Annotated in this window: 12 protein-coding genes and 2 tRNA genes; 9 read left to right on the forward strand and 5 right to left on the reverse strand. The window is 61.4% G+C overall.

Annotated features, from left to right (window positions below; genetic code table 11):
* The first annotated feature begins 34 nt into the window (after window positions 1-34).
* A complete protein-coding gene (gene hemL, locus PLANPX_RS10450) occupies window positions 35-1,333 on the forward strand; it encodes a glutamate-1-semialdehyde 2,1-aminomutase (RefSeq protein ID WP_152098679.1) in 1,299 nt (432 codons plus the stop codon).
* A gap of 116 nt (window positions 1,334-1,449) precedes the next feature.
* On the opposite strand, the gene tsaB is transcribed toward hemL, so the two are convergent.
* Window positions 1,450-2,148 (reverse strand): tRNA (adenosine(37)-N6)-threonylcarbamoyltransferase complex dimerization subunit type 1 TsaB, encoded by a 699-nt coding sequence (tsaB, locus tag PLANPX_RS10455; RefSeq protein WP_172991969.1) that lies wholly within the window; start codon window positions 2,146-2,148, stop codon window positions 1,450-1,452.
* A gap of 175 nt (window positions 2,149-2,323) precedes the next feature.
* Between tsaB and PLANPX_RS10460 the strand changes: the two genes are divergently transcribed.
* From PLANPX_RS10460 to PLANPX_RS10480, 5 genes are all read left to right on the forward strand, one after another.
* The gene (locus tag PLANPX_RS10460; RefSeq protein ID WP_172991970.1) at window positions 2,324-2,878 is read left to right on the forward strand and encodes a DUF1579 domain-containing protein; all 555 of its coding nucleotides are present in this window, start codon (window positions 2,324-2,326) and stop codon (window positions 2,876-2,878) included.
* Between the two features lie 370 nt (window positions 2,879-3,248).
* Window positions 3,249-4,001, forward strand: a complete 753-nt coding sequence (locus PLANPX_RS10465; protein ID WP_152098682.1) for a metallophosphoesterase family protein — start codon at window positions 3,249-3,251, stop codon at window positions 3,999-4,001.
* A 158-nt stretch (window positions 4,002-4,159) separates the two neighbouring features.
* The gene (locus PLANPX_RS10470) at window positions 4,160-6,499 is read left to right on the forward strand and encodes a YidC/Oxa1 family insertase periplasmic-domain containing protein (protein WP_152098683.1); all 2,340 of its coding nucleotides are present in this window, start codon (window positions 4,160-4,162) and stop codon (window positions 6,497-6,499) included.
* A 24-nt stretch (window positions 6,500-6,523) separates the two neighbouring features.
* Window positions 6,524-7,930 carry a tRNA modification GTPase gene (locus tag PLANPX_RS10475; protein ID WP_152098684.1) on the forward strand — a complete coding sequence of 469 codons (1,407 nt, stop codon included), beginning with the start codon at window positions 6,524-6,526 and terminating at the stop codon, window positions 7,928-7,930.
* A gap of 89 nt (window positions 7,931-8,019) precedes the next feature.
* On the forward strand, window positions 8,020-9,636 hold the full coding sequence (locus PLANPX_RS10480; RefSeq protein ID WP_152098685.1) for a M20/M25/M40 family metallo-hydrolase: 1,617 nt from the start codon (window positions 8,020-8,022) through the stop codon (window positions 9,634-9,636).
* A gap of 23 nt (window positions 9,637-9,659) precedes the next feature.
* Here the strand turns inward: PLANPX_RS10480 and PLANPX_RS10485 are convergent, their stop codons facing one another.
* Window positions 9,660-9,986: a DUF971 domain-containing protein gene (locus PLANPX_RS10485; protein WP_152098686.1), complete on the reverse strand. Its 327-nt coding sequence runs from the start codon at window positions 9,984-9,986 to the stop codon at window positions 9,660-9,662.
* 163 nt (window positions 9,987-10,149) lie between these two features.
* On the opposite strand from PLANPX_RS10485, the gene PLANPX_RS10490 reads away from it, so the two are divergent.
* The 3 genes from PLANPX_RS10490 (at window position 10,150) to PLANPX_RS10500 (ending at window position 11,094) form a co-directional block, all read left to right on the forward strand.
* A tRNA-Leu gene (locus PLANPX_RS10490) sits at window positions 10,150-10,231 on the forward strand.
* Window positions 10,232-10,330: 99 nt separating this feature from the next.
* Window positions 10,331-10,403 (forward strand) — tRNA-Lys (locus PLANPX_RS10495).
* Between the two features lie 232 nt (window positions 10,404-10,635).
* Window positions 10,636-11,094, forward strand: coding sequence for a hypothetical protein (locus tag PLANPX_RS10500; RefSeq protein WP_152098687.1), 459 nt, complete (start codon window positions 10,636-10,638; stop codon window positions 11,092-11,094).
* A gap of 57 nt (window positions 11,095-11,151) precedes the next feature.
* On the opposite strand, the gene PLANPX_RS27745 is transcribed toward PLANPX_RS10500, so the two are convergent.
* The 3 genes from PLANPX_RS27745 to PLANPX_RS10515 form a co-directional block, all read right to left on the reverse strand.
* Window positions 11,152-11,667: a helix-turn-helix domain-containing protein gene (locus PLANPX_RS27745; RefSeq protein ID WP_198421875.1), complete on the reverse strand. Its 516-nt coding sequence runs from the start codon at window positions 11,665-11,667 to the stop codon at window positions 11,152-11,154.
* Between the two features lie 788 nt (window positions 11,668-12,455).
* Window positions 12,456-12,755, reverse strand: coding sequence for a hypothetical protein (locus PLANPX_RS10510; RefSeq protein WP_152098688.1), 300 nt, complete (start codon window positions 12,753-12,755; stop codon window positions 12,456-12,458).
* Window positions 12,756-13,090: 335 nt separating this feature from the next.
* The gene (locus tag PLANPX_RS10515) at window positions 13,091-14,503 is read right to left on the reverse strand and encodes a dockerin type I domain-containing protein (RefSeq protein ID WP_152098689.1); all 1,413 of its coding nucleotides are present in this window, start codon (window positions 14,501-14,503) and stop codon (window positions 13,091-13,093) included.
* Window positions 14,504-14,540: the final 37 nt, after the last annotated feature.

The following is a 14,540-nucleotide window of genomic DNA, read 5'->3' on the forward strand; positions in this document are numbered from 1 at the left end:
CAGACGGCAGCGGCGCCGCAGCAAAGGAAGCGACATGGCTGGACAACCCTCGAAGGTGGCGCGACCGCGGAGTGTGGCGGCGTTTGAACGCGCCCTGACGCTGATGCCGGGCGGCGTGAACAGCCCGGCCCGCGCGTTCGGCGCCGTCGGGGGGACGCCGATTTTCATCGACCGCGCTGATGGGGCCTATCTCTATGACGTCGATGGCAATCGGTACATCGATTACATCGGTTCGTGGGGGCCGATGATCTTGGGGCATCGTCACCCCGAAGTCGTTGCGGCGATTGAACGTGCGCTGGCGCACGGCACGAGCTACGGGGCGCCGACGGAAGCGGAGAGCGAGCTTGCCGAGCGAATCATCGATGCGGTGGCGTCGATTGAGAAGGTGCGGCTAGTGAGCTCCGGCACCGAAGCGACGATGAGCGCGATTCGTCTCGCCCGCGGCTACACCGGTCGCGACATGCTCATCAAGTTCGCTGGCAACTACCATGGGCACGTCGACAGTCTGCTCGTCGCGGCCGGGAGTTCGGCGGCGACGCTGGGGGCGCCAAATTCGCCCGGCGTCACGGCGGGGGCGTCGAAGGATACGCTCGTCGTTGAATACAACGACGTTGCGGAATTGGAGCAGGCCTTCACAGCTCACGGCGACAAGATTGCCGGCGTCATTCTCGAACCGGTGGTCGGCAACATGGGCGTCGTGGCGCCGAGCCGCGAGTTCGTCGACGCGCTCCATCGCCTCACGCAGAAGCATGGGGCACTGCTCGTCTGTGATGAGGTGATGACGGGCTTCCGCGTCGCGTTCGGCGGGGCGCAGTCGGTGTTCGGGATTCAGCCCGACATCACGACGCTGGGCAAGATCGTCGGCGGCGGGTTGCCGGTTGGCGCTTACGGCGGACGGGCCGAGATTATGAACTACATTTTGCCGGCGGGCAAAGTCTTTCAGGCGGGAACGCTAAGCGGCAATCCGCTGGCGACCGCGGCGGGGTCGGCTACGCTGCGACTGCTGAAAGAAGAGTCGCCTTACGAGCGGCTCGATGCGCTCACCTCACGCTTGGCGAATGGCTTGCATCACGCCGTCGAGCGAGCAGGAATTCCGCACACGATCGCGCGAGTCGGCAGCATGATGACGCTCTTCTTTCACCCTGGCCCGATCCGCGGTTGGCGTGAGGCGAGTCAGTGCGATACGGCGCGGTTCGCCAGCTACTTTTGGGGGCTGATGGATCGCGGCGTCTACATGCCGTGTAGCCAATTTGAGGCGCTGTTCGTGTCGACGGCGCATACCGAGGCCGACATCGATGCGACGATTGCGGCTGCGGAAGATGCGCTGCGGTAGCTCTTCCACCCCCTGGCTCCGCCAGGGGGTGGCGCCATGCGCGGCAGTGTCTCTCGGAATGGTGGCCGACCCCCTGGCGGAGCCAGGGGCTAGGAAGGAGGAGGCGCCGCGTGTTGCTAGACAGCCTCCGCGGCGTCGGCTTTTTCTTCGGCAGCGCTTTTGCGGAAGTAGTCGGGAACCAGTTCTAGCGGGCTGATCGCTCCACCGCTGGCGACTTTGAGCATGCCAAGTCGCCCCACGGCGATGGCAGACGGGTTCCACTGCGATTCAGCAGCGGCGTTGACCCCGGCGGGAAGTTGCGTCTGGAGCTTTTCGAGCAGCGGGCCCGTGACGACGTCGCCGCTGCGGAGTTGTTGCAACCAAGCGTCGGTCGCGATGATTTCGGTTGGCGGTTCGAGTTGCTCTTCAATCGCAGCACCGACGGCGAAGTTGGCGGCAAACAGTTCTTGCCGCTGGGCGTCGAGGATTGTCCAAACCCGCGACGCATTCGGCAGCAGCGGGGCCGCGAGGGCCGCGAGCGTGTGGACGCCGACCACCTGAGCACCGACGGCGTAAGCAAACGTCTTCGCCGCAACGACGCCGATCCGAAGTCCGGTGAACGAGCCGGGGCCGGCTGTCACCGCGACCAGGTCGATGTCGCTGGGACGCCAGTTTTGCTCTTTTAACAGTTGATGGACGGTCGGCAGCAACGAGCGCGCGGTCCGCTCCTCGGACGGCGTGCCCCGTTCGACGGAAAAGACGACTTGGCCGTCGCTGGCTTCGAGGAGCCCGACCGTGCCGAGCCGTCCGCTGGTTTCGAGAGCGAGGATTTTCATGATCCAACTACAATACCCGCCTGCGGCTGAGCATCGCAATCGGCGTGGGTGACTGGTGGGGCCGTTCGGCGTCTCTTTTGCTGCCACCTCCACCTTGGCATTTGGCCTGTTACATTGGGGCCCGCGACGGCAGCGGCCGAGCCCGATTTCCTTGGCATTTATGGGGGGACGAACGATGAAGATCTGGATGGCAATTCTCGCGGCGTTTGCAGTCTGCGGCAGCGGCTCTTGGGCGTTCGCGCAGGAGATGCCGGAACTGCCCAAGCCGCAGAAAGAGCACGAATGGCTAGCCCAACTCGCCGGTGATTGGACGGCGTCCATGGAGTGCTTGATGGGACCAGACCAGCCCCCCATGAAGAGCGAAGCGACTCAGACCTCGAAGTTGCTTGGCGACCGCTGGCTGATCGCCAAGTCGGAGGGGGACATGGGAGGGGTCAAAATGACCTCCGTGCTGACGATCGGCTACGACCCCGCCAAGAAGAAGTACGTCGGCACGTTCATCGCCTCCTGCGGAAACGAGCTGTGGACCTATGAGGGAACCGTTTCCCCTGACGGCAAGAAGCTGGTGCTGGATACCGAGGGGCCCAACATGCTGACCCCAGGCGAGACCTCGAAATACCAGGAAGTGATCGAGATCAAGGACAAGGATCACTACGTCTACACCTCGGCGATCGAGGGCGAGGATGGCAAGCTCGTCCAGTTCATGAAGGCCGACTACACGCGGAAGTAATGTCGTCGCTGGCAGTTGTGTCGCGGGAACCGACCGCAGCGAGCCGAGAACCAGCGCTCAGCCTGCCGAATCGCCAGTCATCCAGGCGACGGTGGGCGGCGAGGTTTTCGGCTCGATCTGTTTTTGCGGCTTCCCGGGCGATTTCGCCCGTCGCTGAGGGCCTGGCCGATCCTTGACCCCCCCACCGACGAGACTTAAACTGGCGGGTTAGCAAGGTTTAGGGTGAAATCGCCTGCGTTGCGGCTGGTCGGTTGGGTAATCGATGTAGCAAGTTGCGGGCGATTCAAATCCCTCCCCTAGCCCCTCCCTTCTAGGGAGGGGGAACCTGAGCGACGCACAGCAGCTTGTCCTCTATGGGATCGACACGACGGTGAAGCGCGCGATCATCAGCGACATCCACGGCAATCTCGAAGCCTTGCGGGCCGTGCTTGCGCATATCGGCGATCAGCAGGTGGAAGAGATTTTCTGCCTTGGCGACGTCGTCGGCTACGGTCCCAACCCGTGCGAGTGCCTCGATCTGGTGATCGACCGCTGCAAGCTGGGCCTGCTGGGCAACCACGACCAAGGGGCCATGTTCGACCCCGAAGGGTTCAACAGCGGCGCCGAGCGGGCGATCTTCTGGACCCGCGAGCAGCTCGAAGGCGCCAGCGGCGATAGGGGACGCATCGACGAGCGGTGGGATTACCTCGGCACCATGCCGCGGATCCACCGCGACGACCCGTACCTCTACGTGCACGGTTCGCCGCGCAATCCGGTCAACGAATATGTCTTCCCCGAAGACATCTACAACCAGAAGAAAATGGAGAAGCTGTTCGGGCTGATCAGTAAGGGGTGCTTCCAAGGTCACACGCACGTGCCGGGTGTTTTCCTGGAAAGCCTCGAGTTTATCACCCCCGAGCAGGTCGAGTATCGCTTCCCCATTGGTCAGGAACGGTTCATGGTGAACGTCGGTTCGGTGGGCCAGCCCCGCGACGGCGATCCCCGTTCTTGCTATGTGATTCAAGAAGACGACAAGATCACGTTCCACCGCGTCGAATACGACTGTAACGTGACGGCTGAAAAGATTTATCGAACGCCCGACCTGGACAACTTCCTGGGCGATCGCATCAAGGAGGGGCGGTAGACGCATCGTGTCTGCCCGCGCCGCGCAGGCTGAAGTTGCCTGAATTATCAGAAGTCTAGCGGAGACTTCTCTCACTTCGAACATTGCTTCGTTCGGCGTCCGCGCCGAACGTCATTGGTCGGGCCCGGAGCGGCCGATCGCTGCGAGGATCGCAAGACGTGGAACGCCGATTTTTAACGTTTCTGGTGCTGTCGTTCGGCATCATGGCGGTGTGGCAGATTCTGAACCCGCCGAAGCCGCCGGCGAAGAAGGCCGATGCCGCCGCGGCGGCTGCCGCTGAAGAGGCGAAGGACGACGAAGTTGCTGCGGACGATGCAGCTGGCGATAAGGCCTCGGGGGAAGAAGCCGCTGCCGACGAAGCAGACGAGGCCGAAGCCGCCCAACCGCAAGAGTTCGTGACGCTCGGTTCGATCGATCCTGCCACCGGCTACCGGATGGGCGTGACGCTGACTAACCAAGGGGCGGCGGTTCACCGCATCGAGCTGTCGAGCGATCGCTATCAAGACCTGCACGACCGCCGCGGGTATTTGGGCCAACTTGAACTGACCGCTGGCAATGGCGAGGGCGTCCTTGTTGGTAATGTGATTCCCGGTTCTCCTGCAGCCGTCGCCGGCATGAAAGCTGGCGATCGCATCGTCGAAGCGGGCGGCGAGAAGCCCGAGAAGATTGCGACGCTCGAAGATTTCCAGAAGGTGCTCGGCGCGATCCGCCCTGGCCGAGAGGCGACGCTCGTGGTGCTGCGCGACGGCCAGCGGCAATCGCTGACCGCCAAGCTTGGGCGACGCCCTCTCGAACTGATTCGCCCCGAATCGGAAAACGTCGCCCTTCGCACCGGCAAGCCGGCGCCGCTCGATTTCGTGTCGCCGCCGTCGTTCTTGATGACGCTGACGCAGCTCGGCGACAAGAAGGCGACCGATGCGAAGCCGCTCGTCGGCGTTGATCTTGAGACCGCGAACTGGCGTCGCGTCGATGCTCCCGCCGGCGGCGACGGCGAAGCGGTTTCCTTCGAGCGTAAGTTGGCGGGTTCGGGCCTCGTCGTCACGAAGATCTACCGCCTGCGTAAGGCGCCGGAAAAAGAGGCCGACGGAAAATCGCTACCGGCGTACGATCTCACCGTCGAAGTATCGGTGCGCAACGACGGCGACGCGAAGCAAGATTTTGCCTATCGGCTCGACGGGCCGAACGGCTTGCCGATTGAAGGCTGGTGGTACGCGACGAAGATTGGCCGCAACTGGGGCGGCGTCGGCTTGCGGGACGTGATCGGACGCTACTTCGGCGGCGACGCGACGCAGTTCGGCGCCTCGACGATTGTCGCAGGCGATGCCAAGCCGTTCGATGGGACGGGACTCGCTTATATGGGGGTCGACGCCCAGTACTTCTGCGTCGCGTTGATTCCGAACGTCGAGAAGCCTGAACAATCCGACTGGATTCTACAGTCGCGCGGCGTCGTTTCTGGGACGGCTCCGGTGAAAAAGGAAGACGGGCGGTTCGCGAATGTTTCGACGCGATTCGATTCGAAACTGTTCTCGCTAGAGGCGGGTGATTCGATCCAACACTCGTACACCGTCTTTTCCGGCCCGAAGCGTCCCGATTTGCTCTCACAGTACAAGGCGGCGAACGAGCCTAATTATTCGCTCAGCGACTTTGTCTACTACGGTTGGTTTGGCCCCGTCGCCAAAACGATGCTCTCGTTGCTCCACTTCTTCTATGGCATCGTCGGCAACTACGGCATCGCGATCATTATGTTGACCGTGCTCGTCCGCGGTTGCATGTTCCCCGTGAGCCGCGGCCAAGCGAAGAGCATGGCGAAGATGCAGGCGCTCAAGCCTGAAATGGATCGCATCAAGGAACGCTACAAGGGCGACCAGCAGAAGCAAGCCGCCGCGATGCAGGATTTGTATCGCAAGCACAGCGTCAATCCGCTCGCGGGTTGCTTGCCGGCGCTGATCCAGCTGCCGATTTTTCTCGGCCTGTACCGCGGTTTGGCGGTCGACGTTGAACTACGGCAGGCTCCGCTCTTCGGCGATTCGATCCGTTGGTGTTCCAACCTTGCCGCGCCCGACATGCTTTACGATTGGTCGTGGTTCATGCCAGACGCGGTCACGAGCGGGCAGGGGATGTTCGCGCTCGGCCCGTATCTGAACGTTCTGCCGTTGGTGACCGTCGCGCTCTTCCTGCTGCAGCAAAAACTTTTCATGCCGGAGCCGGCGAACGAACAGGCCGCCATGCAGCAGAAGATCATGAAGTACATGATGGTGTTCATGGGCCTCATGTTCTACAAGGTGCCGAGCGGGCTGTGCCTTTACTTCATTGCGTCGAGCTTGTGGGGCATCGCGGAGAAGAAGATGATTCCGCCGCCAGTGGCGCCGGTCGAAGGCGCTGGAAGTTCTACCGATTTGTCGCCCGTGCGCAACGGAGGGTCCGGCGGTAAGTACCCCGAGAAGCGTCCGGGTAAGAACGGCGATTCGCGCAACCGCAATCCGAAGCGGAAACGCTAGCCGTCGGCGATTGCATCGTTTGCTATGCCTTACGACGTCAATGACACGATTGCGGCGATCGCTTCGGCGGCGGGCGGCGGTGCCCGCGGGGTGATCCGCATCAGCGGGCCGCAGGCGTTGGAGCGACTTGCGCGGTGCTTCGTTTCGGCTGATCCTGAGGCGACTACGCCTATATTGTCGAAGCGGGCGCAGCGAATCGCGGGCGTCATCAATGTGCCGTCGTCATTTAGCGGCGATCTAATCGCCGTGCCTGGCAAATTATTGGTTTGGCCGAACCAGCAGAGCTACACGCGGCAGCCAGCAGCCGAGTTCCACACGATTGGCTCGCCGCCACTCGTGGCTGCGGTGCTCGAAGAGTTGGAACGCCACGGCGTTCGGCCGGCTGAGCCGGGCGAGTTCACGCTGCGGGCGTTTGTCGCTGGGCGGATCGATCTGATGCAGGCCGAGGGGGTGTTGGGCGTCATCGACGCCGAGGGGCGGGCCGATCTCGACGCCGCGCTCGATCAGGTCGCGGGGGGGATGTCGCGGCCACTGCATCAGATTCGCGAAGACTTACTGTCGTTGCTCGCGGAGCTTGAGGCGGGGCTTGATTTCGTCGAGGAGGATATCGAGTTTATCGGCCGAGACGAACTTGCCGCGCGCATTGCAGCGGCGCAACAGGTCGTCTCGGCGACGCAGGCGCAGCTTGGCGAACGCGATCGCCGGCGCGAGTTGCCGCGGGTGGTGCTGCTTGGCTTGCCCAATGCCGGAAAGAGCAGCCTATTTAACGCGCTGGTCGCCCGCTTCGGCGTCGGCGAGCATGGGGTGAGTTCGATTGTATCGCCCACGCCGGGGGCGACGCGCGACTATGTCGTCGGCTGCGTACGTTTGAATGGCGTCGACGTGGAGCTAATCGACACCGCCGGCATTGAGCACGAACTTCAAACCGGCATTGGCGGCGAATCGCAGCGCGCGACCAGTTTGCAGCAGCGTTCCGCTGACGTACGGCTTCGCTGCGTTGACGGGGCGAGTGGCGTGGCTCCCGGTGACTTCGCAGGCAACGAGATTGCCGTTCATACCAAGTGCGACCTCTGCGGGACGCCCAGCGCAGTGGAGGCCGGCCCGGCGAGCTGTCCGACGATTCAGTGTAGTAGTACGACCGGCGCGGGGCTCGATGAACTCGCCGCTGTCATCGCCGCCCAGGTGACGCTGCTCGCCCGCGACGGCGAAGCGTCAGGGCTCACGGCATCGACCGCCACGCGCTGCGCCGGCAGCTTGCGTCGCGCTGCTGCGTCGCTCGCCGTTGCTCATGGCCTTGTAATGAGCGGAGGCGATGAACTTTTGGCCGCGGAGATTCGCCACGCACTAGACGCTTTAGGCGAAATAGTCGGCGCCATCTGCACGGACGACGTGCTCGATCGCGTCTTCAGTCAGTTCTGCATCGGAAAGTGATTGCGAGAAGCGACGCCCGCGCGGCATAATCACCGCGGCCCGCTGCACAATCTCCCTATCCTCATGCTTTCGCCCCGCGGACGCATTCTATGAAGCTGTTGTTGACCGGTCCCGCAGTTCGGTTTGTTGTTGCTGCATGCTGCCTGTGGGCGACGTCTTGCCTAACAAATGCTCCGGCAACTGCTGGCGAAGGCAGCGCGACGATCGAATCCGCGATCGCGACGATCACCGACGGCGAAATTCTTGAGCATGCCGGCTTGCTCGCCGACGACACGCTTGAAGGCCGCGCCGCTGGCTCACGTGGCGCCATCGCCGCCGCTAAATATCTCGAAAAGCAACTGAAGGCTGCGGGACTCGAGCCGGGCGGCGACAACGGCACGTACATTCAGCGGTTCAGCCCCGGCTACCAGAACATCATCGGCATCTTGCGCGGGACCGACCCGCAGCTCCGCGACGAGTTCATTGTCGTCGGCGCCCATTACGATCATGTCGGCTACGGCAACCGCCAGAACAGCAACGGCCCGATTGGATTTATTCACAACGGCGCCGACGACAATGCTAGCGGCGTCGCGGCGCTGCTCGAAATCATCGACGCTCTGCATCGTTCCGGCTGGCAGCCCCGCCGTTCGATCGTCTTCGCGTTCTGGGACGGCGAGGAAATCAACTTGCTCGGCTCGCGGCATTGGGTGCGCCAGCCGACGGTGCCGCGCGAGGGAGTGAAGCTCGCGATCAACGCCGATATGGTCGGCCGCCTCACCAATGGTCGGCTCGAAATCGCCGGCACGCGCACCGCCGATGGACTGCGGCGTTTGTTCAGTTCCGAAAAGCTGCCCGAGGATCTACGACTCGATTTCACGTGGGAGTTTAAGGAGAACAGCGATCACTGGCCGTTTTACGTCGATGGGATTCCATCGCTGTTGATTCACACCGGCTTGCACGGCGATTACCATCGCCCGAGCGACGACATTGAAAAATTGAATATCGTCGGCATTAATCACACGGCGGCCTACATGCTCGATGTGATTTGTCGGCTGGCCGACGAGGAGACGTTGCCTGAGTTCCGTGCGGCGTCCCGGGCGGAGGTCGCTTCGATGCGTTCGCAGCGGGAAGCGCCGCTCGCGCCCGCTCCGCCGCGGCTGGGCTTGCGTTGGGCATGGGCGCCGGAAGAGACGAAAGAATCGGAGACGCCGGGAAATGGAAAAATGCGCGTCACCGAAGTGACGCGCGGTTCCGCCGCCGACGTTGCCGGCATTCGCGTCGGCGATGTGCTGACGGCGGTCGACGGCGCACTGCTGCCAGTCGAGGAGTACCTGCCAGCAGCCGTGCTGCGCGCGAAAGAATCGATCGCAATCGAAGTCGAGCGCGGTGAGGAGCCGCCGCAAACAATCGACGTGAAGCTTGCCGGCGAGCCAACGGCGCTCGGGTTGTCTTGGCGGCCCGATTCGGCGCTGACGGGCGCCGTCATGGTGACGCGCGTCGTGCCGTATTCGCCGGCGTCGCGCGCGAAGATCGCCGTCCAAGATCGGATCTACAGCGTCGAGGGAGAACCGTTCGCCGATCACGACGCTCTTTTGAAGCGTGTGCGGGAGTTGCTCGATTCGGGCGCCGAGTCGATGACGCTGCAGGTTGAAACAGCCGGTCGAGTTCGGCCGGTCGAAGTCGACCTGCGCTTGCCTGTGGCCGAGCCGGTTGATTCGTCGTTGTGAGCGGCGCGATCTTTCTCGGCTGCTTAAGACGCTGACCCGCTGCTTGTGGACTGCTCGCCTAGCTTTCGCAATCGCTCCCACGTATAGAGCCCCGATTGATGTCCGTCCGACCAATGGATTCGCACGGCATAGGCGCCAACGAGCTCCATCTGCTCGATCGTGATGTCAAGCGGAACGGTTTCCGGATCAAGAATCCTCGCCCCGGTCCACTCGTTGACGCACTGAGCGCATTGGCACTCGCCGCGCGCGAAGCGGAAGGCAAGCCGGTCTTCGCGGTCGGGCCAGACGATGCGTAGTACACTCTCGCCGCGAAGCGCCTGCACGTCGCGGGGGGCGGAAATGATGGACATAGTAAACGGCCAAGTGGCGAGAAATGCTGGGGCAGCGAACGTCGCAACGCGAGGAATTAACCCGCTGCGAAGCTATTTTGCCCTCAGTTCACGCCTAGCCGCAACCCGCCGGCGCCGACTATACTGAGGGCTCGCCGCCCGGCTAGCCGGGTTAGCATTCTGCGGGGACGTGGCGGAATTGGCAGACGCGCTGGATTTAGGTTCCAGTGGGGCAACCCGTGCAGGTTCGATTCCTGTCGTCCCTACTCCGCGGAAATTTTCGTGCGGAATTTGTTGGGAAGCGTACGCTCGCAGGCCGAGAGCATTTTTCGTCCTGCCGAACGTACGCTTCCAACAATTCGTGCGAGCCTGTAGCTCAGTCGGTAGAGCAACGGACTTTTAATCCGTAGGTCTCGGGTTCGAGTCCCGACAGGCTCATTGCCTACGCCATAAGGGTTTACGTCAATCGTTAAAACCCTCTTGGCAGGCTTGTCCGTGAGTTTTGTCCGAGTTTCGTGTTTTCTAACCGCCAACTCGCCCCTTCGGGCGAATTAAGGTTTAGAGCACGATGAAGAGGCAACCACGGGAACCCCAGCCATTCTTCAAGAAGTCCCGTAGGGCTTGGTACGTTCAGACAAGGGACGGCAAGCAGCACCGCCTCGGGTCGGAGATGGACGACGCCGCGCAGCGTCTCTACCACGAGCTGTTGGCGGGTAAGGCCGAGGAAGCTCCTGCGGCGCCAGACGACGAGCTGACGGTAGCCGAGCTTGTCGACGACTTCCTGACCGCGATTCAAATCCAGGTGCGACAGGAGAAGCTCGCGCCGCGAACGTACGAGTGGTACGACGTTCATTTGCAGAGCTTCGCGAAGTTCATCGGGACCAGTCTGCGCGTCAGCCAGTTGAAGCCGCTTCATCTGCGGAAGTGGCTCGATAGGGCCTACGCGAAGTCTGGTAACAATCACCAGAACGGGGCGGTGCGGGCCGTCGCTCGCGTCTTCAATTGGGCGCGTAAGCTCGGGACGATTCCCGCCAATCCCATCGCCGGTTTCGAGCGGCCGTCGAGCCAAGCTCGCGAATGCTATTTGACTGACGAGCAATGGAAGTTAGTCCACGCCGAGAAGAAATAACGCGAGTTCAATAGCGCGATTCAGCTGCCAGCCAGACTCTTAGGCAATGAGCGGGTGCTAAGCAGCAAGTTTGAGATTGCGGAACTTCCGCTTCGGAACCTCCGGCCTATCAAGGTCAGCAGCTTTGATTCTGATTGACCGTCCCACCCGCTGGTGAGGAAGGCTTCCATCACGAATCCGCTTGCGGATCGTGCTGACGTGGACGCCGAGCCGCGCGGCGGCTTGCTCGACCGTCAGCATCTCCTTAAGGGCGCCGGCTTGAAGGGATTCACTGAGGACCAGGGCGGCGGCGGTTGGCTCGCCTGTGAGGCGTAAGTAATGGCGGACGCGGTCTTCGATCATCAAAGTTAATTCGCTCGGCATCATCGAGATCAAAAAAGCCTTCACCGCGACGATCGACTTCCCGCCAGCCCTCAGGCGATTGCGCGTTGACAACGCCGAGCCATCGCTCAGATACAGGATCGAACTCAACTTCGGCGATAACGTGCCCGTCGTCGGTCGCGTATCACTCCGTTGGTTCCGCCGGCGCGGTGCGATCATGAGGCAGGGAAAGCACTTCGTCGAAATGCTCACGAGTGGTGGGTCTCAAGGACATGCCGATGCTCCTGGGTCGCTCAACAAGCTGACACGGCGACCCCAGGTTGAGTCGTTCTGGTAGTTTCACCCTCTGGGGTGGTGACGGTCGTTTCAGTCTTCGTCGATGCCTTATCCGAACAGCCGGTCAAACCGCCGACAGAGACGAGGCCGGCCAGCACGACCAGCGAGAGATAGCGTTTCATCATTCAGCCTTTCAAAAAAGAAACAAAAAACAGGTGGGCGAATCGCCCGCGAACGTGTTAATCAGCCGCCGCGCCAATCCCCCTCCGAGTTGCCCATCCATGAATCGATTGGCGCGGCGGGTTGTTGGCTCCTGAGTGGATCGCGACCGCTTTGACTGCTAAGGGTCCGCATTTCTGAGTCGCGGAGCGTCGAAGGCAGCCGCCGAAGGCTCAGTATTGGGCAGTAACCTGAACCTCACGGCGACTCTGCTGGATGCAGCGTTACAGCGCAATGCGAAAGCCGTGCCGAAGCCACACCGTCAGCGACGCTAGTTTAAGCGGCGCGGCGCCGGGGAACGCAAAGCAGTAGATACCGGCACACGCACTTCGGCTTCGCCGATGAATAGAGAAGCAATTTCTGCGACGCGCTGAATATTCGAGCTGCCGGTGAGCTGGCAATCGGGCCCTGGATGCTGCGCGGCTCGCCTTCGTCACCTAAGGAAGCGGATCGCTAACTTTCTGCCGGCTGCTTTCCTCGGTCCGCATCTAGCGAGTATCGTCCGGGCGCGAGCGTGGGAGATAACGACTAGCCCTTTCCGCACTTTAGACGGTTAGCGCGTAGATCGCTCGCGTTAGGGTTCCCGCGGCCCAAAACGCGCCGGCCATGCCAACCAGTTGAAGTAGCCGCACCAAGATCCGAGGCGCGCTCGATCGCAGGCAACAGACGCCCACGACGACCAGAACCACGGTCGACAAGCCGAAGATCATCCCGATGCCCATCCACCGATTGGGCAGAATTCCCGCAGAGGCAGCAAGATCGCCACACAACATGGCGAGCACTACCATGCAAATCCAAATAACGGCAATGACGATCGAAACCGGGTGAATTCGCACCATGGACATCCGACCTCTGCAGCGGCGTCGGCCGGACGTTTTCCCGGCCCTCTCCAAACTCTAGCATTCTCGATTATGCGGAGTTGGTAACGTCCGGTTATCATCGCTACGACGGTTGTGGCGAAGCCGCTGGGGACGGTGGTGGCCCTGCCCCCGGCCGGGTGATTGGCGGCCCAATCCCACACCGGGCTACTCACTCGCTGGGGCGATGACTGGCGATTGCCGTCAACGCGAAGTACGCCGCCTTCCAGCAATAGAATACCCCCAACGCAAAAATGCACTCCGTCTGCCGCATGGAGGGCCCCGGTTGATGTTAGAGGCCTTCATCTTAACAAATGAAGCGACTAAGCCGCGGACTTTCTGAAGGCGAATATTGCTGCACCACTCAAAGCTAAAAACAGGCACGCTGGCTCAGGGACGACCGTAGCAACCTGTAGGGACGGCGCTCCCCCGAAGTGGCTTTTCCACAGGCTTAGGTCACCCGCATCGACGATGCCGTCGCTATTAGCGTCACCGGTCGTGGGTGTTCCAGCCCCCCCGAAATTTCTTTGCCATATTAGAAAGTCGGCGCCATTCACAATTCCGTCGTCATTGAAATCTGAATCGGCTGGCGCAGCCACGCGCACGACTCGGACATTGTCGATCAATGTGAACTGCAACGCAGCGAAATCGGGATCCGATCCAATATTTGCACTCGGGTCAGATTCGCCAAACATGATGTTCGTCCCCGACGTCGCCGGAACTTTTAGCAGGGCTAGGTCGACCGTAGCCAGCACGAAGGTCTGATTGGAATTGGCGCCCGCATTCAAAACCGACCATGTGACCAGATTCCCAACCTTCTTGATCTCAACCTCGCGCCAATGCATACCCATCGCGCCAGGCATTGTCGTATCGAACTGTGTGGCTGGGAAAAGAGCGGCCTGCCCAGGTGCGGCTACCGATGGGAAGGCGGATTGATACAAGAAACCATCGGTTACGTTGGAATCATTAAGATCCAGCGGCACATCAGGATCTAAGAAGACGCCACGGTTTGATAGCCCAGCATCTGGGTGACCTTCGGGGTAGATGTCGGCGAAGTTCACGCCAGCGTCCAGTACCGGATCGTAATTATTTGCTGGGGTTGCGCTGCTAACTTCCACAGTTGCGCGAAATCCGCTAGGGCCATGGTCAGCGTCGGCGCCTGGCCCTTGAATGCGATAGTCAAAACCAGCTTGCCCATCTCCTGTGTTGGAAAAATAAAGCGCTTCGGCAACGCCCGCGCGAGTCGCCGTTTGGTAATTGTCGCCTACGCCCGAGCTCAAGATTCCGTAGTTCGACAACTTCGTAGAACTGGCTCCTCCCTCCCAGATGCCGTCCGTATTAGCGCTCGTTGCCGCGCCTACCTCCGCGCCGATAAAGTTGCTCCATAAGTCGAAACGCAGCGCGTAGTCTCCGGTAAAGCTCTTACCGACCGGAGAGACGTTGATCCCGCCGGCAACCCCGGACGTGAGGTTGGCTTGGAGCTTCATTCCCCGTGTCGTCCCGCCGGTGCTATTCGGCGCGACGGGAATTCCAACGGCACTGTAGTCAAAGAAGAAATCCGCGTGTTTGTCCGTGCCACCGCCCGCATTGATCGACCACGCTCCCGAGGGCAGAGGAGAGTCAAAACTTTCCGTGTAAAGCGTTTGCCCGAGGCACACTGGAGCGATGCCGAAGAGGGTCGTTGCCACCGCGACGCATGCGAAGGTAACTTTGGTTGGGGTCACTTCGTAGAACATTTGGTATTTCTCCAACTCACGAAGGGATTGAGAGGCT

This window comes from Lacipirellula parvula, assembly GCF_009177095.1.
In the GTDB taxonomy this organism is placed as follows: domain Bacteria; phylum Planctomycetota; class Planctomycetia; order Pirellulales; family Lacipirellulaceae; genus Lacipirellula; species Lacipirellula parvula.

Bases quoted from the DNA above. Each gene is read 5' to 3' on its own strand.
- hemL (WP_152098679.1), top strand. From the start codon at position 35: ATGGCTGGACAACCCTCGAAGGTGGCGCGACCGCGGAGTGTGGCGGCG.
- tsaB (WP_172991969.1), bottom strand. From the start codon at position 2,148: ATGAAAATCCTCGCTCTCGAAACCAGCGGACGGCTCGGCACGGTCGGG.
- PLANPX_RS10460 (WP_172991970.1), top strand. From the start codon at position 2,324: ATGAAGATCTGGATGGCAATTCTCGCGGCGTTTGCAGTCTGCGGCAGC.
- PLANPX_RS10475 (WP_152098684.1), top strand. From the start codon at position 6,524: ATGCCTTACGACGTCAATGACACGATTGCGGCGATCGCTTCGGCGGCG.
- PLANPX_RS10480 (WP_152098685.1), top strand. From the start codon at position 8,020: ATGAAGCTGTTGTTGACCGGTCCCGCAGTTCGGTTTGTTGTTGCTGCA.
- PLANPX_RS10485 (WP_152098686.1), bottom strand. From the start codon at position 9,986: ATGTCCATCATTTCCGCCCCCCGCGACGTGCAGGCGCTTCGCGGCGAG.
- PLANPX_RS10500 (WP_152098687.1), top strand. From the start codon at position 10,636: ATGGACGACGCCGCGCAGCGTCTCTACCACGAGCTGTTGGCGGGTAAG.
- PLANPX_RS10510 (WP_152098688.1), bottom strand. From the start codon at position 12,755: ATGTCCATGGTGCGAATTCACCCGGTTTCGATCGTCATTGCCGTTATT.
- PLANPX_RS10515 (WP_152098689.1), bottom strand. From the start codon at position 14,503: ATGTTCTACGAAGTGACCCCAACCAAAGTTACCTTCGCATGCGTCGCG.